This window comes from Streptococcus oralis subsp. oralis, from assembly GCF_002096435.1.
GTDB lineage: Bacteria > Bacillota > Bacilli > Lactobacillales > Streptococcaceae > Streptococcus > Streptococcus oralis_AA.
Genome location: NZ_NCUI01000022.1, coordinates 163,507 through 190,284 on the forward strand (window position 1 = coordinate 163,507; position 26,778 = coordinate 190,284).

The following is a 26,778-nucleotide window of genomic DNA, read 5'->3' on the forward strand; positions in this document are numbered from 1 at the left end:
CATCCAGGGAAAAGAATTTTCTCTTATTTTTTATTTTTTCTTTCTTTATGTCGCTCATAAGCTTTAAACTGACGTTGTAGTTCCTGTCGGATGGCAGGTTCTGGAGCATATTTTTCTTCCCAGTCATCTGGCTTTAAAATCTTGTGTGTAACTGGGTCAAAATGAGCTTTTCCATCAGGGAAAACCTTCCCCATATTCGCTTCATGGACAATATCAAAAATGCGTTCTGGATCTACTCCCATCAATACAAAGCTGCCGTATGTGAAATACAATGTATCAATCAAAGCATCCACTTGACCGACCAGATTTTGCTTAGCAGGCGTCTTTTTCGCCACTTTCTCTGCCGCCTTATCAAGTGCCTCATGCATGCTTGCAAGGGAGTTTTGGAATTCTTCCTCCGAAGAACTTGCTGCGCGAACAAACTCTACTAATTCTTCAATTTTAAAATCTGCGCGGTGGGTTGCACCTTCAGCATCCCATGCCCGTGGCTCTTCTTGAGTTCGTTCATCCATCATGTGGTGGAAGGTTTTGACCTTATTAAAGTGGTAGTCTCGACTGACAAACACTTTTTCTGAAGCCAAAACACCAAAGTGCTCGAGCGCCTTGTGGATACCATCTTGTTGATTACTTGCCGTAATATGCTTGGCGACTTCTTTGACACTGCTACTGCCATTTCCCATAGCAACCGACATACCAACACCCGCCAACATTTCTAGGTCATTGTCTGAATCACCAAACGCCATGACTTGATTGAGATCAAAGCCATATTCTTTCCCGACTCGGCGAATGCCTTCTAGTTTGGAATTGCCTTGGTTAATGATATCTGCGGCAAAAGGATTGCTTCGAGTCAATTTCAAGTCTTCAAAATCAGCTGCTGCCTTCTCAGATTCTTCTGGAGTCATCAGCATCAAAACTTGATAAATGGGCTGATTAATCAAGTTAAGCAAGTCGTCTTCCTTTTGAGGAACTGCCTTGCTGACCATTCGATTAAAGGAACGGCTAACGGTTCTTGTCAGAACAGTCGGAATAAAACGACTAACCAGTTGAGAAAAGGATCCGAGACCAAATGACATAATTTTCGAACCAACAACGGCATGCTCGGTTCCAAGAGCGATTTCTTTACGCTCCTTTTTAGCATAAGCAATCAGTTGACGCAGGCTTGACTTAGCAATCGGACTTGCAAAGAGCACCTTTTCTTTATTAAAAATGTATTGGCCATTGTAGGTCACCGCAAAATCCAAGTCCAAGTCTTCCATCAATTCCTTGACAAAAAACGGCCCTCGTCCTGTCGCTACTCCAACAAGCACTCCTTGCTCTTTGACAATCTTAATCGCGTCCTTAGTGGATTTCAAAACACTCTTGCGATCGTTGACTAGCGTTCCATCGATATCAAAAAAAACAGCCTTGACTTCCATCCTGTCCCATTCTCCCCTTTTGTGTTACAATGATTATACCACATTTCAGAAAGAGTGACTAAATCATGCCTAAGAAAATCCTTGTTTTACATACAGGTGGGACTATTTCCATGCAAGCAGACGCCACTGGTGCCGTTGTAACTAGCCAGGAAAATCCCATGAACCATGTTTCCAATCCGCTTGAAGGGATTGAGGTTCATGCCCTAGACTTTTTTAATCTGCCAAGCCCTCATATCAAACCCAAGCATATGCTTGCACTCTATCATAAGATTAAAGAGGAAACTGATAACTACGATGGAGTTGTCATCACACATGGTACAGATACCTTAGAAGAAACAGCCTACTTCCTTGATACCATGAAAATTCCGCCCATCCCCATCGTTCTAACAGGTGCCATGCGTAGTTCAAACGAACTTGGTAGCGATGGTGTTTATAACTATCTGAGCGCTTTACGAGTTGCCAGTGATGATAAAGCAGCCGACAAGGGTGTGCTGGTCGTCATGAACGATGAGATCCATGCAGCCAAGTATGTTACCAAAACTCATACGACTAATGTCAGCACCTTTCAAACCCCAACACATGGTCCACTTGGCCTCATCATGAAGCAAGAAATCCTCTACTTCAAAACGGCTGAACCCCGTGTCCGGTTTGATCTCGAACATATTCAAGGTCTAGTTCCCATCATCTCAGCCTATGCCGGTATGACAGACGAGCTGATCGATATGTTAGACTTGGAACAGCTGGATGGCTTAGTCATTCAGGCCTTTGGAGCAGGCAATGTTCCCAAAGAAACAGCTCAAAAGTTGGAAAATCTCCTGCAAAAAGGAATCCCAGTCGCCTTGGTCTCACGATGCTTTAATGGTATTGCTGAACCTGTCTACGCCTACCAAGGCGGAGGAGTGCAGTTGCAACGAGCAGGGGTTTTCTTTGTCAAAGAACTCAACGCTCAAAAAGCGCGCCTCAAATTATTAATTGCCCTTAATGCTGGATTAAAAGGGCAGGCTTTGAAAGACTATATGGAAGGATAAACCTCTACTCTAGAACGCAAAATCAGGAAATCTTCATGATTCCCTGATTTTTTCTATTTACGTTTTCGTGTAGAGCGACGTTCTGTCAAACCATGAGGCAGGAGAACTTCACGTTCTTCCAACTCTTCCTTATGCATAATCTTAGTCAACATACGCATGCTGATAGCACCTAGGTCATAAAGAGGTTGGGCAATAGTAGTCAAGTTTGGACGAGTGAATCGTGCAATCTGAGAGTCATCTGTCGTAATGATTTCAAACTCTTCTGGCACAGACACACCGTGGTCAGCCAAACCATTCAACACACCCGCCGCCAATTCATCACCTGTTACAACTGCGGCTGTAGCTTGTGATGAAATCAAGCGTTCTGCCAAGGCATAACCATCGTCATAGCTGTATTTTGATTCAAAGACCAAGCCCTCGCTATAAGAATGCCCAGCTTTTTTCAAGGCTTCCTTATAACCAATCAAACGAACCTTGCCATTGATATCATCGACGAGTGGTCCACTCACAAAAGCAATTTTCTCATTTTCTTTGAGAAGGTAGCTCACGGCATCAATCGTTGCTTGTTTGTAGTCGATATTTACACTTGGAAGTTGGTGTTCTACATCCACAGTACCAGCAAGAACAACCGGTGTCCGTGAACGAGAAAACTCTGAACGAATCTTTTCAGTCAAGTGATAGCCCATAAAGATAATCCCATCGACTTGTTTTGAAAAGAGAGTGTTAACCACTGAAACTTCCTTTTCATCATCCTCATCACTATTTGCTAGGACAATGTTATACTTGTACATTTCAGCAATGTCGTCAATCCCCTTAGCAAGTGTTGAGAAATAACCATTGGTAATGTTCGGAATCACAACTCCGACTGTCGTTGTTTTCTTGCTAGCTAAACCACGGGCTACCGCATTTGGACGATAGTCCAAGCGATCAATCACTTCTAGGACTTTTTTTCGAGTGTTCTCTTTAACATTCTTGTTGCCATTAACGACACGGCTAACTGTTGCCATTGAAACTCCTGCTTCACGGGCGACGTCATAAATCGTTACTGTATCATCTGTGTTCATTCCGTTTCCTTTCTATAATGAAAATTTCGCTTTCACGCATCTACTTACTCCATTTTATCACTTATTGTAAACACTTTCAAGTATTTTTTAGAGAAACTTTGAAAAAATTTCACAGTTTATTCCCATTTTGAAAAAGCAAGTAGGATTTCTTGATTTTTAAGACATTTTGCTGTATGATAAGGAAAATAAAAGGGGGAGGAAAACATGGCTTTTACAAATACACAGAGACGTTCCGCTAGTTTTGGTGTCGTGACCAGCTTGCCTGATGATGTCATTGACTCTTTATGGTATATTATTGATCATTTCCTGAAAAATGTCTTTGAATTAGAAGAAGAACTTGAGTTTCAGCTGCTCAACAATAAGGGGACCATCACCTTCCATTTTTCTAGCCAGCACCTTCCGACTAGTATTGATTTTGATTTCAATCATCCTTTCGATCCGCTTTACCCTCCCAGGGTCCTTGTTTTAGACCTAGACGGTAGAGAAACCATCCTCCTTCCAGAAGAAAATGACCTATTTTAAAAACTCTAGCTTCTCGGCGCAAACTGCTGAGGAACTAGAGTTTTCTTTTTCTAATAAATGGATCGACTAACAACTAGACCATTGGGTTTTGTATACTCTAAATCAAGGTAATCCTGATAAGTCCCTGGCACAATGAAACCTTGGGGACTCAATATATCAGTCCCAGCTTTTCCTACGATAGAGTCTGCCAGCAAGACACAATTGGTACTGAGAACGAAGTAGGTCTTAAACTCGGATGAGCTGAATTTATAGAGGGTCGCATCTGCTTCCTCTTTCAGTTGGTATGAGTAGGTATGCTTGACCTCTCCCTCTCTTCTTTTCATCAACTGCGAACTTGGTTCCCAAGGAATTAACAGGTCTTCTATCTCCGCTAGGCGAGCTTGGATAGCTGCTTTCTGTTGGTCCGTCAAACTCAGACCATAAGCAAACAAGGTCTTCTGACTTTCCCTCTTACAGAGTTCGATGTATTTTTCCCGATTGGCCTTAAACAAAACACCGTCTCCAACCATGCCGAATAAACGCTCCGAGTGGGGATCATAGGAACCATAGGAAATAACCTTCCCTTGATAACAAATATCCACATGTCCCATAGCAAGGAAGAAAGAGGTTTCTGAGGTATGGACAAAAATTTCCAGATCAACCGTCTGGTCGTTTTTTCTTTCTGAATGAACTTCCCCTTCTTGGCTTTCATGATTTGCCAGCCACTCATTTAGTTTTCGCAAGGTGCTGATAGGGATCAAAGCCGTCACAAAGATCGGCAAGGTCATTCGCATTCGTCGTTTCAGCTTGGGATTGTTTTCTATCTTTTCAAAAAAGAAACCGTCCCGGAGGCTACTAGCTCCTAGCATGAGCAAGTAAAACCCAAGCAAGAGCAATTCAAAATTCGCTGCATCGTGAAAAGGAGAGATGCTATAAAGACCGAATCCTATCATCCATACAGCATCGAAGAGATGATGGAGCCGAGGATGAATGGCATTTTTTCGATAGAGAGACCAGGTCACAAGACTAATGATGCCCGTAAACAGCTGGTAGCTCGCAATGATAAAAACCAGGAGATAGAGGGCAAGGTCTTGCAAGATGATAGAGTCAAACACCAGAGCCGCAACCGCCAGCTTTCCCAAGGTTACAAAGATATTTTCCCGACGTTTTTTATCCTGAAACCAGCGAGTCAACAAGTGCCAAACTGCTGACAAGGAAAAGTAACCCATCAGCAACTGGTATCCCATTCTCGGAATAACTTGTCCAAATCGAATCAAGAGAAGCCCTAAAACAATAGCAAGTAGTCCCTCCCCAATACTCTTCCACTTACTATAGGTCTCGGAAAGCTTAGGCATTTCCTTGCTCCAACTGGTCAACCAAGTATCGAATTGGTTGCTTTAGGATCGGATGGATAAAATGGGGAGCTATTTCCACTAACGGCTCAAGAACAAAGAGGCGTTCTGCTATATAAGGATGAGGCAATATGAGCTCGTCTGTGTAAATAATCTGGTCCTCCATAAAGAGTAGGTCCAAATCAATCAAACGAGGCCCCCAATGCACCTCTCGAACCCGTCCCATTTCTAACTCAATGGCTAACAATGTTTCTAACAAGACTGGTGCTGGTAGCCAGGTTTCTACTTCAATCACCTGATTGGCAAAGCTATCCTGATCCACACCACCCCAAGGCTCCGTCGTCAAAACACTGGACTCTTTGAGAATATGGATACCTCGAGTTCGCAGTTTGTCAATGGCTTGCTCCAAGTTTGCTTGCTTATCTCCCATATTACTTCCTAGAGCGATAAAGGCCCGTTGTTTGCGACGGCGAATGGTCACCGAGCAGGTATCCAATGGTAAATGCACTGGAGCCCACGGTTTTTTTAGTTCCAACTCAATCTCTTGGACAAGAGGATAGGTCTCAAAGGTACGTTCAACTAATTTGTAGGCTACCGTTTCAATCAAGTCCTCAGTGCTTTCCTGAAACCAAGTCGTCCACTGCTGACACAGTTCTCCGTAATGGACAGAAGCTGTTAAATCCAATTCTGTAGCCGCCTTGGTCATATCATAGGATAAGCTTGCGGAAATAACAAACTTCTGCCCTAATTCTTTCTCACTAGGGAAAAGACCATGATAGGCAAAAATTTCCAAATCTTTAATCTGCAGTTGATCCATAATTAGTCCTTTCTAGAAAAATCCGCATGAAGCGGATTCTTTTTATACTCAATGAAAATCAAAGAGCAAACTAGGAAGCTAGCCGCAGGTTGCTCAAAGCACTGCTTTGAGGTTGTAGATAAAACTGACGAAATCAGCTAAAAACACTGTTTTGAGGTTGTGGATAGAACTGACGAAGTCAGTAACCGCACCTACGGCAAGGTGAAGCTGACGTGGTTTGAATTTGATTTTCGAAGGGTATTATAGTCCCATTAAACGATAAGCCTGGTCTCGGAGGTCTTTATCTATTTCAAATACACCTCGCGCTACTGTCGTCAAGGTTGCCGTGCCTGGCTTTCTGACACCACGCATGCTCATACACATATGTTCCGCCTCAATGACAACAAAGGCTCCTTTAGCACCCAGATAGTCCATCAAGGCATCGGCCACCTCAATATTCAAACGCTCTTGAATTTGTGGTTTTTTAGAATAAACTTCAACCGTACGGGCTAGCTTAGACAAGCCTGCCACCCGACCATCTGGAATGTAGGCAATGTGCGCTCTCCCATAAAAGGGCAAAAAGTGGTGCTCACACATAGTGTGGAAAAAGATATCCTTTTCTACAACCATATTATCGTCGATAATCTCAAAGGATTTTGACAGGTGTTCCTCAGCAGTTTGGCCAAGACCTGAAAAAATCTCTTGGTACATACGAGCTACACGAGCAGGTGTTTCCTGCAAGCCCTCGCGGTTAGCGTCCTCACCAACAGCCTCAATAATCATTTTTACAGCCGTTTCAATCTTTTGTGTATCCATTCTCGTTCTTCCTCTCCATCAGATAGGCTCTCACTTGGCTCAAGAAATACAAGGAACCTGTGACAATCCTAACTGTTTGTTTCTCTTCATTTTTATCTGTCAATTTCTGCTCTAGAAAATCCTGCCAAATTTGGTAATTGAGATTTCTAGACTTGGCTGTCTCTTTCAGCACGCTTTCATCCGTCGCCCGACTATCGTCAAAATGGGTTAAAGTCAATTGACTATCTGGCACCGTCTCTAGCAAATCCAGCATATCCTCCAAGGCCTTGGTCTTGATACAAGTAAAGAGGATTTCCTTATGATAATCCGCAAAGCGTTCTTGCAAGGTTGCTAATAAAGCCTTGATAGCATGGGGATTGTGGGCCCCATCCAAAATCATCAAGGGGTCGCTAGACACGACCTCCAAACGCCCTGGCCATCTGGTCTCTTTCAAAGCTTGAGCAACCAAGTCATTACTTGCCAACTCCCGTCCAGTCTCCTGGCAATAAGTGTCTAGGAGAGCAAGCGCCATCCCCGCATTTTCTATCTGGTGCAAACCAAGCAGACCTGTTTGAAAGCGACCTTGTCTGACAGAACTAGTATAATCAAAGATTTCACCAGCTACCACGCTTTCTTGATGACGAACCTGATAATCTTTTCCATAGGCAAGTCTAGGCGCATTTTTAGCTTCTGCAATAGAGTCTATCACAGTCAAGGCTTTAGGAACAATATGACCTGTCACCAAGGAAATACCTTGTTTGATAATACCAGCTTTCTGCTCTGCTATGGCTTCCAAGGTATCACCAAGTAGGGCCACATGATCCAGTCCAATGGTCGTAATTCCTGTTAAAATTGGCTGGCAAACATTAGTACTATCCAAAAGACCACCCATGCCGACTTCCATGATAGCCACATCTACTTGCTCTGAGGCAAAGTAATCATAAGCTAGAGCTGTGATAATCTCAAATTCGGTTGTCCCCTGCAAATTGGTAGCAGATTCCCCCTCAAGCAAAGACTGATAGTCTGCCATGAGGGCTTCTAGCCTAGCCTCGGGAATGGATTCCCCATTAATGCTAATCTGGTCTGTATAATGAATGAGATAGGGCGAGCTGAACACCCCAACTCTCAGGTCTAGCCCTTCCAGCATCTTTTTCAAAAAAGCAATGGTCGACCCCTTGCCATTGGTCCCCCCGATATGGATGACCTTAAGTTTGAGATGGGGATTGCCTCGCAGAGCTAGGAGTTCCACCATTCGCTCCAAACCAAAATGCGGTTGGTCCGTCCGGTAGTGGGCAATCCACTGATTGTTTTGAATTTCGTTCATCTTACTTATATTGTTTTAAATCTAGATTTTCTGCATCATCTGCCAAACGAATGGCTGACGCAATTTCAACCGCCATCCTGTGACTGGCTACATCATGCACGCGCACCACTTCCACACCCTGTCTCGCAGCGATACTGGTTACATGAGCCGAAGCTGTGTCCCGATTGCGGAAACCGACTTCCGTTTCAGGATTGACTTCAAAGCCATTTTCCTCCAGGATATTAATGACAAACCGCTTACGCGAAACTCCAAGAAAGATCGGATAGCCTTTCTGATGCAGTTTATCCAGATCACGTAGAAGGAGTAGATTTTCTTTCTTAGTCAGACCAAAGCCAATCCCTGGATCCAGCAGAATATTTTCTCTTGCTATCCCAGCTTGATTCGCTCTCGCTAGGGCTCTGTCAAAGAAAGCCATCATCAGGTCTTCGATTGGCATTTTTTCAAAATCAGCTAACTCTTTTTCTGTAAAGGTTTGACCAAAACCAAAATGAGGAAATATGAGCGAACTAGGGTGCTGAGGTCGAGCCATAACTGGATTAAACATGATAACCACTTTCGCTCCAGCTTTAGCAACCACATCCGCCATTCTCTCATCTCCCATGAGACCAGTGATATCATTGACCAGATTGGCACCAGCAGCCAAAGCAGCCTCTGCCACCTGACTTTTCCAAGTATCAATGGAAATGAGAACATCACTTTCCTCACGGATAGCTTTAATCACTGGAACAACACGCTGGATTTCCTCTTCGATCTCAACATAGCTACTGCCCGGCCGAGTCGATTCTCCACCGATATCTAGCATGCTCGCTCCTTCTGCTATCAATTTACGAGCCTGCTGGAGCGCCTGCTCAAGAGCAAAAAAGTGCCCACCATCTGAAAAAGAATCTGGTGTTACATTGATAATTCCACAAATAGCTGTTTTTCCACGGTTGACTTTATTGGACATAACGGTTACTCCCTTAAGGTTCTCTACCATATTATCCCTCTATTTTACCATAAAAAGAAAAAAGATGGACACGTTAGTATTCATCTTTTCCAAGTAGGCCAATGGTTTAGAATGATAGACCTAGATTTCTACTAATCAACACCAATAAGGCCAACAAACAAAATGCAATACCATTGAGAATCATATGAAGCAAAATGGACATCTCCAAACGCTCAGTCTTATAGGCTGTCCAAGTCAAAACCGTTGACATTCCTCCATAAATAATCACAGAAGGTAAATTGGTTGGCATATGGAGCAAGGCAAAGACGATTGCACCAACAACAAAACCTAGTTTTTCTTTTCCACGGAAGATCTTTTTAGGAATAATTCCACGACACAAAATTTCTTCACAAATCGGCGCAATCAAGACTAGTAGGAAGAAAGTTGAAATCAAGGAACTATTCTGAACCAAACCATTCAGTATTGATTGGTTATTGGTTGTTGCCTCATTTGTTAGTCGAAGCAGGAGTGAACCCAAGAGATTTGTCGCAAAAATCACCAGATAACTCAGTACCAAGCGAGCCAAGTCTTTTGCCTTAAAAAAGGATAGATTAAAAGTAGCAAGTTGTGTTTTTCGTGCACCAATAATGAATACAATCAAAACGACTATGGATAGGGCACCAACTAAGAGCCCTGACTGTAAAATCGGAAACTGTTTGTTTGCTAAAAACAAAGCAAGTCCTATGGGAAATTGAGATAGAACAAAAGCTACCAAAAGGATGAGCACCCATTTCCCTCTGTTCAAAACCTCTTGCCAAATCGTCTTATCTTTCATGATGTACCTCCTTATAATTAAAAAGGGGAGACTCCCCTTTTCCTATTATACCATTTATAGCGCCATACTGATATAGTTAAGGATAAACAAGGCATCCAAAATCCAAATCATCACGTGCACATCCTTGGCTTGACCTTTGACAACTTTTGTCAAGGTATATGTCAAGAAACCAACAGCAATCCCTTGTGTGATAGAGTAGCTGAATCCCATAAAGATAGATGTGAAGAAGGCAGGAACCGCTTCAGCCATATCATCCCAAGGGATATTTTTCAAGTTAGAAAGCATCATGATTCCGACGATGATCAAAATTGGTGCTGTTGCAGCTGTCGGAACAATCGCTAGAAGTGGGCTAAAGAAGCTAGATAGAGCAAAACAGATCGCAACCACTAGGGCTGTCAACCCAGTACGTCCACCAGCACCGATACCCGCCGCAGACTCAACATAGGTTGTAACGTTTGAAGTACCTGCAATGGCACCTACTGAAGTTGCCACCAAGTCAGAGTAAAGAGCCTTGTCCAATTTAACTGACTCATGGTTTTCCCCACTTGTCGCAACGATACCAACTTTTTCACCAGTACCGATAAGAGTACCGATTGTATCAAAAATATCCGTTAGTGAGAAGGCAAGAATAGCCATCAAGGTTTCTGGTAAACGCGAAGTGTTTGAAATCAAAGATCCTAAACCTTCTGAACCAAGAGCAGCACCAAACAAAGTTCCTAAATCATTAACCGCTGATGAAAGATTATTGCTAGCAAAGTCGATCCCTGACAAATTCACAACACCAACAGCAATGGCAAGGACAGTCGTTGTTAAAATAGAAAGAATGATTCCACCCTTGATGCCTTTAACAACAAAGAAGATGGTAATAGCCAGACCTGCAAGAGCCACCAATACGGCTGGAGTATTGAAGTCTACCAAGCCTGGAACAGCTGCTGAGTTTGCTGTAAGTGCAGCTTGTGCCTTGTCCGCTCCTTCACCTGCTACAGTATAAGTACCTGGATCGATTGAGAATTTCAAGAGACCAGCATTCTTAATCCCAACATAGGCAAGGAAAACACCAATACCAGCCGAAATAGCTGAACGAAGTGTTGTGGGAATAGATTCGATGATCATTTTACGAACATTTGTCAAGGTAATAATCAGTGAAATAATTCCACAAATGAAGACCATACCAAGAGCTTCTTTCCAAGTATAGCCCATCCCAAATACAACTGTAAATGTAAAGAAGGCATTCAATCCCATACCTGGTGCTTGTGCGTATGGCAAATTAGCATAGAAAGCCATCATCAAGGTACCGACTACAGAACCGATAATCGTTGCCAAGAACACACCTTGAACAGGCATACCCGTTTGGGAAAGCATTTGAGGGTTTACAAAGAGAATATAACTCATTGCAAAGAATGTTGTTAAACCAGCAAGCACCTCTGTACGGACATCTGTCCCGTGCTCTTTTAGTTTAAATAGTTTGTCCATCTTTAATCTCCTTTTGTTTTTTACGAACAATATCAGTATTATATCATTTATCATTCACCTTTTCAATATGTTTGTTTGATTTATTTAATAAATCAAAGCAACTGAGTTTTTGTTCTTATCTGCTTTTCTTCCTTCTTTTTGATATAATAGAAGACATCTTATCTGGAAACGACTAGGAAGGTTTATATGACTAAAAAAATTATCGCAGTCGATTTGGACGGAACCCTGCTGAATAGTGAAAGCAAGCTCTCCGATTTCACCAAAGAGACGATCAAAAAAATTTCAGAAAAAGGACACCATGTCATCATCACGACAGGCCGTCCGTATCGTATGGCAAAAGACTTCTATCGTGAGCTAGAATTGCATACTCCCATGATTAACTTTAATGGTTCCCTTACCCATCTACCAGGACAGACTTGGGCGCACGAAAAGTGCTTGACCTTGGACAAAAAATACCTCCTAGACATGGTCAAGCGCACGGAGGACATCCAGGCTGATTTTATTGCAGGAGAATATCGAAAAAAATTCTATATCACGACTCCGAATGAAGAAATTGCGGATCCTAAACTATTTGGCGTAGAGAACTTCCGGCCGGAAAATCAATTCAAACCTGAACGAGTAACCAAAGATCCCAACTGCATCCTTTTGCAAACAAGGGCTGAAGACAAATACGCTTTAGCGGACGAAATGAATCGTTTTTATCAGCACCAACTAGCTATCAATACCTGGGGCGGTCCCCTCAACATCCTCGAGTGTACTCCCAAAGGTGTAAACAAGGCATTTGCTCTAGAGTACTTGCTCAATGTGATGAATCGTGATAAAAAAGACTTAATCGCCTTTGGTGATGAGCATAATGACACTGAAATGTTGGCATTTGCAGGCAAGGGATATGCTATGAAAAACGCCAATCCTGCTCTTCTTCCATATGCAGACGAACAACTTCCTCTGACCAACGAAGAAGATGGAGTTGCCTACACTTTACAAAATTTATTCCTATAAAAGGGAAGATTGCATGGTCGCAATCTTTCCTTTTTGTTTTCATTTTGTTTTCACAAAAGCGACTTATTTTCTGTATTTTTATATTAAATTTTCCATTACCATTTTCATTTATCTCTCAAAAGCATTGGTATATTAATATTTTTAAAAAGTCATTCTATGAAAACTTTTACATCTTTTTAGAAAAAGTAGTTGATTTTTATATGAAAACGGTTTATACTTAAGGTTAGGCTTAAAGTTTTCTTAAACATACAGTCAAACATTTTATAAGGAGGAATGACAATAATGAGTATCGGAATCATTATTGCGAGCCACGGCGAATTTGCTGCGGGTATTCATCAGTCAGGATCTATGATCTTTGGTGAACAAGAAAAGGTTCAAGTTGTGACCTTTATGCCAAATGAAGGTCCAGATGACCTTTACGCTAAATTCAACAACGCTGTGGCTGCATTTGACGCAGAAGATGAGGTTCTAGTATTGGCTGACCTTTGGAGTGGATCTCCATTCAACCAAGCTAGCCGCGTGATGGGAGAAAATCCAGAACGTAAGTTTGCCATCATCACAGGACTTAACTTGCCGATGTTGATCCAAGCCTACACAGAGCGCCTTATGGACGCGAATGCAGGTGTGGATAAAGTCGCTGCGAATATCATTAAAGAAGCCAAAGATGGCATCAAGGCTCTTCCAGAAGAGCTTAACCCAGTTGAGGAAGTTGCAACTGCTGCAGCTGCTCCAGTTGCACAAGCTGCTATTCCAGAAGGAACAGTTATCGGTGACGGTAAACTGAAAATCAACCTTGCTCGTCTAGACACTCGTCTCCTTCACGGTCAGGTTGCCACTGCTTGGACTCCAGATTCAAAAGCAGATCGTATCATCGTTGCTTCAGACAACGTTGCAAACGACGAGTTGCGTAAAGAATTGATCAAACAAGCAGCTCCAAACGGAGTAAAAGCTAACGTTGTCCCAATTCAAAAATTGATCGACGTTGCAAAAGACCCACGTTTCGGCGAAACTCATGCCCTTATCTTGTTTGAAACTCCACAAGATGCACTTCGTGCTATCGAAGGTGGCGTGCCAATCAAGACCCTTAACGTTGGTTCTATGGCTCACTCAACAGGTAAAACAATGATTAACAACGTTTTGTCTATGGACAAAGAAGACGTTGCAACCTTTGAAAAATTGCGTGACCTCGGTGTTGAATTTGACGTACGTAAAGTACCAAACGACACGAAAAAAGATTTGTTTGACTTGATTAAGAAAGCAAACGTTCAATAATGTTAATCTGTTTCGATCATTTTTGAAAACAGGATTAAATTCTTTATTAAAACTAAATAGAAAAGGAATAAAACCATGTCAGATATTTCAATCATTTCTGCTATCTTGGTTGTAGTTGTTGCCTTCCTTGCAGGTCTTGAAGGTATCCTCGACCAATTCCAATTCCATCAACCAATCGTCGCATGTACCCTTATCGGACTTGCAACTGGTAACCTCGAAGCAGGTGTTATGCTTGGTGGATCTCTTCAAATGATCGCCCTTGGTTGGGCAAACATCGGAGCTGCCGTAGCTCCTGACGCTGCTCTTGCATCTGTTGCCGCAGCGATCATCTTGATCAAAGGTGGTAACTTTACTACTGAAGGTATCGCCGTTGCAACAGCAACAGCTATCCCTCTTGCCGTAGCTGGACTTTTCTTGACTATGATTGTTCGTACAATCTCAGTTGCCTTGGTTCACACTGCTGACGCTGCTGCTAAAGAAGGAAATATTGCGGCTGTTGAACGTGCTCACTTTGTTGCACTTCTTCTTCAAGGTCTTCGTATTGCAATCCCTGCTGCCTTCCTTATCGCTATCCCAGCTTCTGCTGTTCAAGATGCTCTTGGTTTGATGCCAGACTGGTTGAATGGTGGTATGGCTGTCGGTGGTGCTATGGTCGTTGCCGTTGGTTATGCTATGGTTATCAACATGATGGCAACTCGTGAAGTATGGCCATTCTTCGCTATCGGTTTTGCACTTGCTGCGATTTCTCAATTGACTTTGATTGCCCTTGGTGTCATCGGTGTTGCCCTTGCCTTCATCTACCTTAACCTTACAAAACAAGGTGGAAACGGTGGCGGCGGAGCTGCGACTTCTAACGACCCAATCGGTGATATCCTAGAAGACTACTAGAAAGGGGATCAATCATGGCTGAAAAAATTCAATTATCAAAATCAGATCGTCAAAAAGTTTGGTGGCGTTCACAATTCCTTCAAGGTTCTTGGAACTACGAACGTATGCAAAACTTGGGTTGGGCTTACTCATTAATCCCAGCTATCAAAAAATTGTACACTAAAAAAGAAGACCAAGCGGCTGCTCTTGAGCGTCACCTTGAGTTCTTCAACACTCACCCATACGTAGCTGCTCCTATCATGGGGGTTACTCTTGCACTTGAAGAAGAGCGCGCTAACGGTGTTGAAATCGACGACGCGGCTATCCAAGGGGTTAAGATCGGTATGATGGGGCCTCTTGCTGGTATCGGTGACCCAGTATTCTGGTTTACAGTTCGTCCTATCCTTGGAGCCCTTGGTGCATCACTTGCTGCATCTGGTAACATTGTTGGTCCCCTTCTCTTCTTCTTTGGATGGAATGCTATCCGTATGGCCTTCCTATGGTATACACAAGAGTTCGGTTACAAAGCTGGATCTGAAATCACTAAAGACATGTCTGGTGGTATTTTGAAAGACATCACCAAAGGAGCATCCATCCTTGGTATGTTCATCCTTGCTGTTCTTGTACAACGTTGGGTATCTATCAACTTTACTGTGAACCTTCCAGGTAAACAATTGGCAGAAGGTGCTTATATCAACTTCCCAGAAGGCGCTGTAACAGGTGGAGAATTGAAGGGAATCCTTGGTCAAGCACTCAGCGGATTGAGCTTGGATAGCGTTCAACCACAAACCCTTCAAGGTCAGTTGAACTCATTGATTCCAGGATTGATGGGACTTCTCCTTACTTTCCTTTGCATGTGGTTGCTTAAGAAAAAAGTATCACCAATCGCAATCATCCTTGCTCTCTTTGCAGTAGGTATTGCAGCTCGTTTCTTCGGTATCATGTAAACCATCGAGAATATAAATAAAAAAGAATCAGGTAATAATCCTGATTCTTTTTGTGTATCAACTTTTTCTTCTAGTCAAATAATGCAAGCCTCCAATCACCACTGCTAGGATGGCTACATAGACGACTTGGCTGGTTTCTAAAGGCACAAAAGCTCCTTGCAAGATAAAGGTGTTGGCAAGCACTCCTATAAGGGCTGCAAGGCTCAAAAGTACGAGCAAGACTAGTTTGTATCGATTAAAAGGCAGGCTGACCTTGGCAACTAGACACAGACCATTGATTAAAGCCAGTAGGAAGCAAATAAATTTGACCTGACCTGGGACAGTGATAAAGAAGTTCGTCAAGAGTACACTAGCAACCAGAATGCCACCACCAATCGCAGCATTGGTCAAAATATCTCGCATAAAATGTGTACTAACCTTTTCTTTATTGGACTCAAAAGTTAGGAAGAAGGATGGAATCCCAATCGTAATGGCTGAAATGATTGTAAACTGAATGGGAATAAAGGCGAATTCCAAACCAAATACCACACTCAAAATCGCAAACACGATGGAGAAGAAGGTCTTTGTTAGAAAGAGAGAGGCTACCTTTTGAATGTTATTAATCACACGGCGACCTTCCATCAAGATATCATAAAATACTGCAAAGTCATCTGTTAGAAAAACAATATTGGACACACTTTTGGCTGCACTCGTAGCACCCTTCATAGCAAAGCTGATATCTGCTTTCTTGAGAGCCAGAACATCATTGACCCCGTCACCACTCATTGCAACTGTTTTACCAGCATTTTGCAAAATAGATACCATCTTTTCTTTCTGTTCAGGTGTCACACGTCCAAAGATTTCATGTTCCAAGACCACTCTTTCAAAATCTTGTTCACTCACCTTGGTCATATCAATCGCACGGGCTTCTTCCTTAAAACCTGCCTTACGAGCCACCCCATATACAGCCACATGATTATCACCACTGATAATCTTCACTTCAACACCTTGAGATTCGAAATAGTCAAAGGTTTCCTTGGTATTGTCCTTAATCTCATCTGACAAAACGACGTGGCCTAGTAGTTCCATATTGGCTGGACTCGTAATCTGGTCCTTGCTATGAGCGAGTGTTAAGATCCGAAAACCTTGCTGTTTTAGATGTTCATAGTAGGCATCCATCGGCTGGGTAAAGCCTAGAAACTCACAGGCTCCGAAGAAATAGGTCCCACCCTCTTTTACTTGGACAAAAGAATACTTGTTTTTGCTTGAAAAGGCACCGACTTCTTGAACTTCCCACTTTTTCTCACAGGTTAAGTAAGTCTTCAGAGCGCGCGAAGTTGCATTTTCATCGTCAAAATAGGCTAGATAAGTCGAGAGTTTCTCTGCCACATTAGCATCCATTTCTTGGACCTTCATATTCCCCGTAGTGATGGTACCTGTCTTATCAAAACAAAGAACATCTACCCGCGCCAAGGTCTCTACACAGTATAGCTCTTGCACCAGAACCTTCTTTTGGGCCAGCTTCATGGCTGCTACTGCTAGAGAAACGCTGACTAAGAGAATCAAACCCTCTGGAATCATACCGACCAGAGCACCAGAACTTCCCAAGACAATCTCAACATAAGTCCGCCCTAGACTAAAACCTCTGACATAGAGCAGAATGGCAACTGGCACCAGCAGGATAGAGACGATTTTTAAAATCTTATCCATATAATCGCGCAGTTGAGAAGGGTATTTTTTGAATTCCTTGCTGGATTTTGCGAGTTTGTTGATATAACTATCGGGACCCACAGCTGTAGCAAGGATCAGACAAGTACCGCTGACAACATTGCTTCCGCTCATCAGCTTGTCACCAACCGTTTTACAGATAGAATCACTCTCACCCGTCAGCAAGGACTCATCCACTTCAATATTCCCTTCAAGCACTTCTGCATCTACAGGCACCTGATCTCCCAGATTGAGATGCAGGTACTCGCCTAGAACGATGTCCTCTGAAGCAACCTCAATCGTTTGACCATCTCGATTGACTCTGTACTTACTTTTACCAAGTAAACTTAGCTTTTCCAAAGCATTTTTTGAACGCACTTCTTGGAAAATCCCAATGGCTGTATTGATAGCAATCACACCTAAAAAGAGCATATTCTCAAATCGCAAGGTTGTGGCTACCAGAACTGCCAGAGCCAAGTTCATGGCATTAAAGAAGGTAAAGATATTTGAAACGACGATTTCCTTGGTTGTTTTATAAGGTTTAATGTCGCTGATATTTCGTTGACGACCCTTGATGTCTTGGCTGCTTAAATACTTCATTTCTACTCCGATATCCTTTTGTACTACTATAATAACACATATCTTTTTCTCTGTCACTTAAAGACTCAAAATAAGAAGAACTCCCTTGGCAAGTATCATCTATTGCCACTTTAAGAAGCACTTAAAAACAAAAGAGGCTAGGATTCCCCTAACCTCTTTTCTTTATGCTTTATTCTGCCAAGGCACCCATTGGATCCCATGGTGCAAGTACGATTGGTTCTGCTTCATAAGCAGCTTGTTCATCTGCTGTCAGCAATTCCTTACGGACAACGATTTGGTAGGTGTATTCATCCATCCAAGCGTCTGAGGCAACAAAGTAACCATCTGTACCGACCTTGTCTCCCCATGAGTTTTCAACCTTCCACTTGGTTGACTTGCCGTTTTCATCCAAATCCACACCTGTCAAGACCATGGCGTGGGTCATCAGGCTTTCGCTATAGTCCAAACGTCCAGCCTTGTCTTGAGTCAGTTTAATGTCCATGCTTGATTCAAAGTCATAAACATCTGTCGCAAGGATTCCAGCTTTACGATTGCTGAGTTGGCTAACATCTGAACCAAACCAAACAGTCTCACCCGTTTGCATTTGGGCAATCGCCAATTCTTTCAATCGCTCCATTGGAACGTTGATGTAGCGAACTGCACGGCTACCAACCACATTCCCCAACATCTCAACTGTGTAAGATTTACCGTAAGGCTTGTCAGCAGTTGGTGCGTTGATAACAGAAACATAATCTTCTAAAGGAAGATTGACATATTTCTTGTAAAACTCTTGTGGCGTGATCCCCTTTTCACTTTGGTAGTTATCATCCTTATCGCGATAAGCAAAGTCAAATTTACGTGGTGGAAGACCTAGTGACATAGCAAGGAAGTTAAAGATTTCTTGCAAGAGGTCTTCCTTCTTGGCTTGAACAGTCGCTTGGTCTGCACCAGATGCTAGTAAATCACGCAAGATTTGGGCATCCTGACGAAGCAATTTGTTGAGGATGGCATTGAGCTCACGGCTATTGCTAGATGAGATAGACTCAGGGTAAACTGACTTAGGAACGACACCATATTTCTCAAAGAGGGACACTACCATATCCCACTGTCCACCGTCTTGTTGTGGTGTTTGGAGTAGGAAGCTAACCTTGCGGCTAGTTAAGTCTTGGTCTGCAGTCGCAATGACTTGCTCCAAGAACCAGTTTGATTTCTCATACTTGTCCCAGAAGAAGGTGTGGGCTTGTGACAATTCAAAGTTCTCCAATTTGTATTGAGAAATGAGTTTGTGGCGGAAGGTGTTGAGAGCTGCAAACATCCAGCAACGACCAGACGCTTTCTGGTTAGTAACCTTGTCCTTGGTCAAATCCAATGAGAAAACAGGTGTATTGTCTACATGGCTTTGGCGACGTTCTAGGGCTGCGAAAATTCCGTTATGGCTTGCAGCATTTTCGATAGCTTGGTATTTTACATTTGCTTCATAGTTAGCAAATAATTGATCCGTAAATGATTCTTGAATAGCGTTCATAGATTCCTCCTTTTATTCTACTGTCTATTATAACTCTTTTCACAAAGGAAGCAACTGAAAAACGAAAAAGGTAAGGACATTCTCCCTCACCTTTTCTAACATAATCCAAACTAAGCAATACTAGCAAGGAGAACTTCTAACTCCTCCTGGGTCAAGCGACGCCACTCACCCCTTTTCAGGTTCTCGTCTAAAATCAGTGTTCCCATCGTCAAACGGTGCAAGTCGACGACTTCCTTTCCACAATAGGCTACCATGCGTTTAACCTGATGAAACTTCCCTTCTGCAATGGTCACCCGAACCAGACTTTGATTTTTTTCTGGATCTACCGATACAAGCTCCAGTCTAGCAGGCTGACAGGTAAAGTCTTTGAGCGGAATGCCCTTGGCAAATGTCTCCACATCTTCTTGGGTCATAATACCTTTGACTTGAGCTAGATAAGTCTTATCCACATGACGTTTAGGCGAAAGAAGAGAATGGGCAAGCTGGCCGTCATTGGTCAAGAGCAGAAGACCATGCGTATCAATATCCAAGCGCCCTACTGGAAAAACTTCCTTGGTCCGAGCAATATCATCCAACAAGTCCAACACTGTTCTGTGTTTAGAATCCTCAGTCGCTGAAATGACTCCTTGGGGCTTGTTCATCATGTAGTAGACAAACTCCTCGTACTCTAGCACTTGACCATCAAAGCGAATTTCGTCTTTTTCTTCATTTATTTGCAATTTTGCTGATTTTTCTTTCTTGCCATTGACCGTCACGCGTCCAGCCTTGAGCAAGTTTTTTACCTCCGTCCGACTCCCTACAGCGCAGGCAACTAAAAATTTATCTAATCTCATAGAACTATTATATCATACTCAAAAGGAGGCTGGTACAATGACCAACCTCCTTTTCGTTTCATACTCTTCAAAAATCTCTTCAAACCGCGTCAACGTCGCCTTGCCGTATAGATGTTACTGACTTCGTCAGTTCTATCTACAACCGCAAAGCAGTGCTTTGAGTAGCCTGCGGCTAGTTTCCTAGTTTGCTCTTTGATTTTCATTGAGTATCAGATTTAAGAAATTAACTTCCTCGTCTCCAGAAAATAGCTAAGACAACCATAGCACCTAAAACAGCTGGAACAATAGCTATCCCCGCTAGGTTTGGACCCCAAGTTCCAAAGAGCAGGTGCCCCAAAGAAGCACCAATCCAGCCGAGAAACATTTTCCCAAAGCATCCCATGCTTTCTCCGCGATTGGTTAAAGCACCTGCCAAGAGTCCCACTAGGAGACCAACAAACATACTTCCAAGCATAGCTTCTCCTTAAATTGCCCAATCTCCATTGCGGAAGAGTGGTACGCGTGTTCCATCCTCACGGATACCATCGATATCCATTTGATTCGAACCAATCATAAAGTCCACGTGAACATCTGAACGGTTAAGCCCTGCAGCTTCAAGCTCCTCTTCGCGCATCTCCGCTCCACCAACAACGCTAGTCGCATAGGCTGCACCGATAGCCAAGTGGTTTGAAGCATTCTCATCGAAAAGTGTGTTAAAGAAGGTAATGCCTGACTGAGAAATTGGGCTTGGATCTGGTACCAAGGCACATTCACCCAAGGCACGCGCACCCGCATTTTCAAAGACAAGGTCCTTCATGACCTGATCACCCTTCTCAGCTGAAATATCCACGATTTGACCGTCCTTGAAGGTTACCTTAATACCTTCGATGATATTACCATTGTAGCTAAGTGGTTTTGTAGAGGTTACATACCCATCTGCACGACGGAAGTCAGGAGCAGTAAAGACTTCCTCTGTCGGCATATTTGGCAAGAATCCTTCCCCCTGTGCATTGATAGCACCAGCTGATTCCCAAACGTGGTTCTTCGGCAAACCAAGAGTCAAATCTGTCCCTGGCGCTGTGTAGTGAAGGGCTGAAAATTGCTCTTTATTGAGCATTTCTGCCTTGCTCTTAAGGATAGCAGCATGCTCTTCCCAAGCTTTAACAGGATCTTCTTCGTAGACACGGCAAGTTTTGAAGATTTGGTCCCAAAGGAGATCGACTGCTTCTTCGTCACTCGTAGCATTTGGAAAGACTTTTTTAGCCCACTCCAGTCCAGCAGCAGCTGCTACAGTCCAGCTAACCTTGTTGGATTGCGTTGCGATACGCATTGGCTTCATAGCGAGTCCCATCGCTTTTGCAGAAGCTGAAAGCTTGTCCGCATCCACTCCGTTCAATGCACCTGGATCAGATGAACGGACACCGAGACGGCTAGCCTTGTTTTCCAAGAGATAGTTCATCTCAGCAATCTTGTATTCTGGCACATTGTCCAGACGATCCATCGGCGCGTGGAGGAATTTCTCACGGTTGATGACATCATCTGTCCACTGAACGATGACCTCATGTGCACCCAAGGCATAAGCTTCTTTCACGATCAAATGCGCCAACTCACTTTGCTCCACATCAATAGAAAGAGCCAAGGTGTGACCAGGTTGCACGTTAATTCCATTCGCAACCAATAATTTCGCATATTTTTCTAGATTTTCTTTAAAATTTGGTAAAACCATTCTATTCTTCCTTTTCTTTTGTTATTTTTCCTTCAAAGCAGAAAATAATCCTGCTAAAGCAATGGCACCAGACAAGAGCGCTGTTGATAGGATAATTGTTTCATCTGCCAGCTCTAGCTGATAGTCAAAAACCTTTTCAGCAGGTTTATCTTCCGCAAAGATTCTAAGTTTCATAAAGATGTTCTCCGTTCTAATCCTTAAAACAAATCATCAAACAAACTCAACTGGTTATCCTCTGGCATATTACCGAGAATCCCCATTTCATCCATCTTTTCAACCAAGGTTGATGAAAGTCCACCACGCTTGCGCAGTTCGGTTTTAGAGAGGAACTCACCCTCTTCACGCGCACGCACCAACTGCTTAGCAACGTTCTCTCCCAGACCATCCATTGCTACAAATGGTGGGATGAGGGTATCTCCATCAATGATGAATTCAGTCGCATCACTACGGTATAGATCTAACTTGCCAAACTTAAAACCACGTTCCCACATTTCATTGACAATCTCAAGAGTTGTATAAAGGTCAATCTCCACATTAGAGGCTTCATTATTCTTCCGTTTTTCAGCGATCTCTTCCATTCTACGCTTGATGGCATCCAAGCCGGCACCCATGGTCTTGATATCAAAGGCCTTGGCACGGATAGAGAAGTAAGCACAGTAATAATAAATCGGATGGTGAACCTTGAAGTAGGCCACGCGCAAGGCCATCATAACGTAGGCTGCCGCATGGGCTTTAGGGAACATGTACTTGATTTTTCCACAGGATTCGATATACCACTCTGGTACCTTATTGGCCTTCATGGCTTCGATGTAGCCATTCCGCTCCTCTTCAGAAATCTTCAACCACAAGCCCTTACGTACCCGTTCCATGATGGTAAAGGCCATCTTAGGTTCAAGGCCCGCGTGCATGAGGTAAACCATGATGTCGTCCCGACAACCGATAACGGTTGATAGATCCGCAATTCCTTGCTTAATCAAATCCTGGGCATTGCCCAACCAGACATCAGTACCGTGGGACAGACCTGATAGCTGAAGCAATTCCGCAAAGGTTGTCGGATGGGTTTCATCGACCATCCCACGTACAAAGTTGGTGCCAAACTCTGGGATTCCCAGCATGCCCGTCGGCGTTCCGATTTGTTCAGGAGTCACCCCAAGTACATCCGTCCCAGAAAAGAGGGCCATCACGCCTTCATCATCCATAGGAATTTCATTAGGGTCAATCCCAGACAAGTCCTGCAATTTTCGAATCATGGTCGGATCATCATGCCCCAGTACATCGAGTTTGAGGACATTCTCATCGATATCATGGAAGTTAAAGTGAGTCGTCTGCCATTCAGCCGTCACGTCATCCGCTGGATACTGAACAGGCGTAAAGTCGTAGACATCCATGTAGTTAGGAATAACAACGATTCCCCCTGGGTGTTGTCCTGTAGTTCGCTTGACACCAGCAGCACCCTGAGCAAGACGTTCCACCTCTGCATCACGATAAAACTTCCCGTAGTCTCTCTCGTAGCCCTTTACAAATCCATAGGCAGTCTTAGCAGCCACCGTACCAACCGTTCCCGCACGGAAGGCATATTCCTCACCAAAGATATCACGTACATCCAAGTGGGCGCTAGGCTGATCTTCTCCCGAGAAGTTCAAGTCAATATCGGGAACCTTGTCTCCATCAAAACCAAGGAAGGTCTCGAAAGGAATATCCTGTCCATTTTTGTTAAGTTTATGACCACAGTTTGGACAATCCTTATTAGGCATATCAAACCCTGAACCATAAGAACCATCGGTGATAAACTCGCTGTACTGACACTGACCACAGACGTAGTGTGGAGAGAGAGGATTAACCTCCGTAATCCCAATCATAGTCGCAACAAAACTGGACCCAACAGACCCACGAGAACCAACCAAGTAGCCCCGTTCATTGGAACGTTGCACCAGCATCTGCGATGCCAGATAAATCACGGCAAATCCATTCCCCAGAATGGAAGTTAATTCTTTTTCAATCCGCAAATCAACGATATCTGGCAGCGGATTTCCATAAATCTCAAAAGCTTTCTTATAGGTCAACTCAGCAACCGTTTCTTCCGCCTTGTCGATGAAAGGCGTGTACAAGTCACCCTTAACAACCTCAACAGGTTCAAAGATATCTGCCAAGGCATTGGTGTTTTCAATGACTAATTTGCGTGCTAAATCTTCTCCCAAGAAAGCAAATTCATCCAACATTTCATTGGTCGTTCTAAAATGAGCCTTCGGTAGCGGTGCTGGTTGGGCATTTTCACCATGACCGATGGTTCGGTTAATCATAGCCCCCTGGCCCAAACTACGGACAATAATTTCACGGTAAATCTCTTCTTCCGGTTCGATATAATGGACATTTCCCGTAGCCAGAACAGGCTTGCCAAGACGGTCCCCAACCTCTATCAAACTCTTGATAATAGTCTGGAGCTCCTCCATATCCTTGACCTGCTCTTTAGCAATCAAGGGAGCATAGATAGCTGGTGGCATGACCTCGATAAAGTCATAATACTTGGCCACCTCAACCGCCGCATCTACACCTTGGGAAACGACTGCGTCAAAAACTTCACCCTCCGAGCAAGCCGACCCCAAAATCAAGCCCTCCCGATGGGCGTCTAGAACCGTTCTCGGAATCCGTGGCACCCCTTCAAAATACTTGGTGTTAGACAAAGAAACCAGCTTAAAAATATTTTTTAAACCAACTTGATTCTTGACATAAATGGTCGCATGCTTGATCCGAGCTTTTTTATAAGAATCTGGACTGATTAGATCAATATTGAGTCTAGCCAGATTGGTCACACCATGTTTTTCTGCTACCTCTTTGATAAAGATGAAAAGCAGACGACCAGTAGCTTCCGCATCGTAATTAGCCATGTGGTGGTGTTCAAGTGCTACACCAAAACGCTTAGTCAAAGGTCCCAAACCATGGCGTTTATACTCAGGATAGAGATTTCTAGCAAACTCCAGCGTATCGATAACTGGCTGGCTAATCTTAGGCAGACCATGACGCTCATAGTTGGCATTCATAAAGCCAACGTCAAAGGTAGCATTGTGGGCTACTAAGACTGTATCCTTGCAAAACTCTTGGAATTCTTGTAAAACTTGTTCCAGTGGTTTGGCATTTTTGACATGATCATCTGTAATACCAGTCAACTCAGTAGTAAAGGCTGATAATGGATGTCCGGGATTGATAAATTCATCAAATTCGGCAATAACATTCCCCTTATACATCTTAGAGGCCGCAACCTGAATCAAGTCATTATAGATAGCTGAAAGTCCCGTCGTTTCCACGTCAAAAACTACATAGGTCGCTTCTGACAAGTCCATCTCCACTTCGTTATAAACGATTGGAACACGGTCCTCCACAATATTGGCTTCCATTCCATAGATCAGCTGGATTCCAGCTTTCTTGGCCGCCTTATAGCCGTGTGGGAAAGATTGAACATTTCCATGGTCCGTGATGGCAACCGCCTTGTGTCCCCACTTTGCAGCTGTTGCAACGATCTCCTCTACTTCTGGTAGAGCATCCATAGTCGACATATTAGTATGAGCATGAAACTCAACCCGACGCTCACCTTCTGGCATCAAATCCTTCCGCTCATAGTGAACCACTTCCTGCACATCCTGGACGTTCATGGTCAAATCACGTGTGAAGTTATTCATCTCCACATTCCCACGAACTCGAAGCCAAGAATTCTTCTTAATGATGTCAAACTTCTGAGCCTCTTCTTCATCCTTAACCCATTTTTGCATTGAGAAGCTTGAAGTATAGTCTGTCATTTTAAAGTTGATCAAAACGCGACCAGTTCTGGTCACCTTATGCTCCACATCAAAAACGACCCCTTCAAAGACCAGGCGATTTTCCTCAGTCGTCACGTCGATCATCTGGGTAACTTCAGCCTTATCTAGTTTAGGCTTGGCCGCAGCCTTTTTAGCCTGAAAATCAAAGGCTGGCTTCTCTTCTACTGGAGGAGGAGCCATTTGTTCCAGTTGCTCCATAGCTCGTAAAGCTTCTTCGTTGGCAGCCTGGACGATTTGTTCATTCTCCGTATAGAAGGCTTCCTCCTGCTCTTGTGTAAGAGCATCATTCTTTTCTATTTGGCATACAAAAGCTGGAAAACCAAACTTTTCGAGTTGCTTAGCCAAATTAGGAAGATGATTCTTCTTAAAGTGCTCCTTATCAATCGCCTCTGAACCTTCAATAATGAGTTGATTTCCTTCCGCACGGACGTTTAAATTCTGGTAAAGAGATTTAAACCCCTGACTTGCACATGGACCTTCAGAAAAAGCCTCTCTATAGTAGGCCTGCAAGAGTTCATTAGAGAATTCTTGAGAAAGAGCCTTGATTTCGAAAACAGCTCGGTTTCCTGTCTTAGAAAATTCTTCACCAAACCCTTTCTTTAACTCTAAAAAGATTTCAATCGGTAAAATATTAGAAAATACAAAATGAAATTCCCAAATCTTACTAATTTTATGAACCACAACACGCTCAATTCTGGCATCAACAAGAGCAGGATCCCGTCTCAATTGATCAAAGATTCCTAGTTGATTCATTAAAATTTCAAACTTACTTGACATTCATTTTCCTCACATTATTCTCTTACTATTTTACCATAATTAAAGAAAATATATGACTAGTACCATTCCTTAAGCACTGCTAGTTTACACAAATTTGTTCCGTAAACAAAAAAGAAGACTCTCAGAATCTCCTTAGTAAATAAAAAAAGATACCCTTAAGTATCCTCGTAATCAATCGGGAAGACAGGATTCGAACCTGCGACACCTTGGTCCCAAACCAAGTACTCTACCAAGCTGAGCTACTTCCCGCGTTAAATAAAAAAATGCA

22 protein-coding genes and 1 tRNA gene are annotated in these 26,778 nt (G+C 43.2%); 6 read left to right on the forward strand and 17 right to left on the reverse strand.

Going from position 1 to position 26,778, the window contains the following annotated elements; genetic code table 11:
- Positions 1 to 23 precede the first annotated feature (23 nt).
- Positions 24 to 1,415 carry a Cof-type HAD-IIB family hydrolase gene (locus tag B7723_RS02135; RefSeq protein ID WP_084849028.1) on the reverse strand — a complete coding sequence of 464 codons (1,392 nt, stop codon included), beginning with the start codon at positions 1,413 to 1,415 and terminating at the stop codon, positions 24 to 26.
- A gap of 65 nt (positions 1,416 to 1,480) precedes the next feature.
- Between B7723_RS02135 and B7723_RS02140 the strand changes: the two genes are divergently transcribed.
- Complete coding sequence (locus tag B7723_RS02140; protein WP_084849029.1) at positions 1,481 to 2,443, forward strand: asparaginase; 963 nt, start codon at positions 1,481 to 1,483, stop codon at positions 2,441 to 2,443.
- A gap of 53 nt (positions 2,444 to 2,496) precedes the next feature.
- Here B7723_RS02140 and ccpA read toward each other — a convergent pair whose 3' ends face one another.
- Positions 2,497 to 3,507 carry a catabolite control protein A gene (gene ccpA, locus B7723_RS02145; RefSeq protein WP_001090635.1) on the reverse strand — a complete coding sequence of 337 codons (1,011 nt, stop codon included), beginning with the start codon at positions 3,505 to 3,507 and terminating at the stop codon, positions 2,497 to 2,499.
- Positions 3,508 to 3,711: 204 nt separating this feature from the next.
- Between ccpA and B7723_RS02150 the strand changes: the two genes are divergently transcribed.
- The gene (locus B7723_RS02150) at positions 3,712 to 4,029 is read left to right on the forward strand and encodes a DUF960 domain-containing protein (protein ID WP_000886045.1); all 318 of its coding nucleotides are present in this window, start codon (positions 3,712 to 3,714) and stop codon (positions 4,027 to 4,029) included.
- Between the two features lie 50 nt (positions 4,030 to 4,079).
- Here the strand turns inward: B7723_RS02150 and B7723_RS02155 are convergent, their stop codons facing one another.
- The 7 genes from B7723_RS02155 to B7723_RS02185 all read right to left on the reverse strand — a co-directional run bounded on the left by B7723_RS02155 (position 4,080) and on the right by B7723_RS02185 (position 11,508).
- A complete protein-coding gene (locus B7723_RS02155; RefSeq protein WP_084849030.1) occupies positions 4,080 to 5,363 on the reverse strand; it encodes a hypothetical protein in 1,284 nt (427 codons plus the stop codon).
- Positions 5,356 to 6,177 (reverse strand): 2-amino-4-hydroxy-6-hydroxymethyldihydropteridine diphosphokinase, encoded by an 822-nt coding sequence (folK, locus tag B7723_RS02160; protein WP_049500585.1) that lies wholly within the window; start codon positions 6,175 to 6,177, stop codon positions 5,356 to 5,358. The genes B7723_RS02155 and folK overlap by 8 nt, the downstream gene beginning before the upstream one ends.
- Positions 6,178 to 6,417: 240 nt before the next feature.
- Complete coding sequence (folE, locus tag B7723_RS02165) at positions 6,418 to 6,972, reverse strand: GTP cyclohydrolase I FolE (RefSeq protein WP_084849031.1); 555 nt, start codon at positions 6,970 to 6,972, stop codon at positions 6,418 to 6,420.
- Complete coding sequence (locus B7723_RS02170; RefSeq protein WP_084849032.1) at positions 6,953 to 8,275, reverse strand: bifunctional folylpolyglutamate synthase/dihydrofolate synthase; 1,323 nt, start codon at positions 8,273 to 8,275, stop codon at positions 6,953 to 6,955. Before B7723_RS02170 ends, folE begins: the two co-directional genes overlap by 20 nt.
- A gap of 1 nt (position 8,276) precedes the next feature.
- Complete coding sequence (folP, locus tag B7723_RS02175) at positions 8,277 to 9,251, reverse strand: dihydropteroate synthase (protein ID WP_162279188.1); 975 nt, start codon at positions 9,249 to 9,251, stop codon at positions 8,277 to 8,279.
- A 76-nt stretch (positions 9,252 to 9,327) separates the two neighbouring features.
- Positions 9,328 to 10,035: a CPBP family intramembrane glutamic endopeptidase gene (locus B7723_RS02180; RefSeq protein WP_000653642.1), complete on the reverse strand. Its 708-nt coding sequence runs from the start codon at positions 10,033 to 10,035 to the stop codon at positions 9,328 to 9,330.
- Positions 10,036 to 10,089: 54 nt separating this feature from the next.
- A complete protein-coding gene (locus B7723_RS02185; RefSeq protein ID WP_042903133.1) occupies positions 10,090 to 11,508 on the reverse strand; it encodes an NCS2 family permease in 1,419 nt (472 codons plus the stop codon).
- Positions 11,509 to 11,694: 186 nt separating this feature from the next.
- Here B7723_RS02185 and B7723_RS02190 point away from each other — a divergent pair, with 186 nt between their 5' ends.
- The 4 genes from B7723_RS02190 (at position 11,695) to B7723_RS02205 (ending at position 15,593) form a co-directional block, all read left to right on the forward strand.
- Entirely contained in the window at positions 11,695 to 12,507 is an 813-nt protein-coding gene (locus B7723_RS02190) for a Cof-type HAD-IIB family hydrolase (protein WP_084849033.1), read from the forward strand.
- A gap of 282 nt (positions 12,508 to 12,789) precedes the next feature.
- Positions 12,790 to 13,779 (forward strand): PTS sugar transporter subunit IIB, encoded by a 990-nt coding sequence (locus B7723_RS02195; protein ID WP_045593666.1) that lies wholly within the window; start codon positions 12,790 to 12,792, stop codon positions 13,777 to 13,779.
- Positions 13,780 to 13,854: 75 nt separating this feature from the next.
- Positions 13,855 to 14,667: a PTS mannose/fructose/sorbose transporter subunit IIC gene (locus tag B7723_RS02200; protein WP_084849034.1), complete on the forward strand. Its 813-nt coding sequence runs from the start codon at positions 13,855 to 13,857 to the stop codon at positions 14,665 to 14,667.
- Positions 14,668 to 14,681: 14 nt separating this feature from the next.
- A complete protein-coding gene (locus B7723_RS02205) occupies positions 14,682 to 15,593 on the forward strand; it encodes a PTS system mannose/fructose/sorbose family transporter subunit IID (protein WP_000818316.1) in 912 nt (303 codons plus the stop codon).
- A 57-nt stretch (positions 15,594 to 15,650) separates the two neighbouring features.
- On the opposite strand, the gene B7723_RS02210 is transcribed toward B7723_RS02205, so the two are convergent.
- From B7723_RS02210 to B7723_RS02255, 8 genes are all read right to left on the reverse strand, one after another.
- Positions 15,651 to 17,879: an HAD-IC family P-type ATPase gene (locus B7723_RS02210; RefSeq protein ID WP_084849035.1), complete on the reverse strand. Its 2,229-nt coding sequence runs from the start codon at positions 17,877 to 17,879 to the stop codon at positions 15,651 to 15,653.
- A 169-nt stretch (positions 17,880 to 18,048) separates the two neighbouring features.
- Positions 18,049 to 19,383 carry an aminopeptidase C gene (gene pepC / locus B7723_RS02215; RefSeq protein WP_084849036.1) on the reverse strand — a complete coding sequence of 445 codons (1,335 nt, stop codon included), beginning with the start codon at positions 19,381 to 19,383 and terminating at the stop codon, positions 18,049 to 18,051.
- A gap of 110 nt (positions 19,384 to 19,493) precedes the next feature.
- Positions 19,494 to 20,216, reverse strand: coding sequence for a pseudouridine synthase (locus tag B7723_RS02225; RefSeq protein ID WP_084849038.1), 723 nt, complete (start codon positions 20,214 to 20,216; stop codon positions 19,494 to 19,496).
- 223 nt (positions 20,217 to 20,439) lie between these two features.
- Positions 20,440 to 20,670, reverse strand: a complete 231-nt coding sequence (locus B7723_RS02235) for a GlsB/YeaQ/YmgE family stress response membrane protein (RefSeq protein ID WP_000901578.1) — start codon at positions 20,668 to 20,670, stop codon at positions 20,440 to 20,442.
- 9 nt (positions 20,671 to 20,679) lie between these two features.
- Positions 20,680 to 21,921: an aminopeptidase gene (locus B7723_RS02240; protein ID WP_084849039.1), complete on the reverse strand. Its 1,242-nt coding sequence runs from the start codon at positions 21,919 to 21,921 to the stop codon at positions 20,680 to 20,682.
- Between the two features lie 21 nt (positions 21,922 to 21,942).
- Positions 21,943 to 22,095, reverse strand: coding sequence for a hypothetical protein (locus B7723_RS10525; protein ID WP_000776617.1), 153 nt, complete (start codon positions 22,093 to 22,095; stop codon positions 21,943 to 21,945).
- 23 nt (positions 22,096 to 22,118) lie between these two features.
- Positions 22,119 to 26,510 carry a PolC-type DNA polymerase III gene (locus tag B7723_RS02250; protein WP_084849040.1) on the reverse strand — a complete coding sequence of 1,464 codons (4,392 nt, stop codon included), beginning with the start codon at positions 26,508 to 26,510 and terminating at the stop codon, positions 22,119 to 22,121.
- 175 nt (positions 26,511 to 26,685) lie between these two features.
- Positions 26,686 to 26,759 (reverse strand) — tRNA-Pro (locus B7723_RS02255).
- Positions 26,760 to 26,778: the final 19 nt, after the last annotated feature.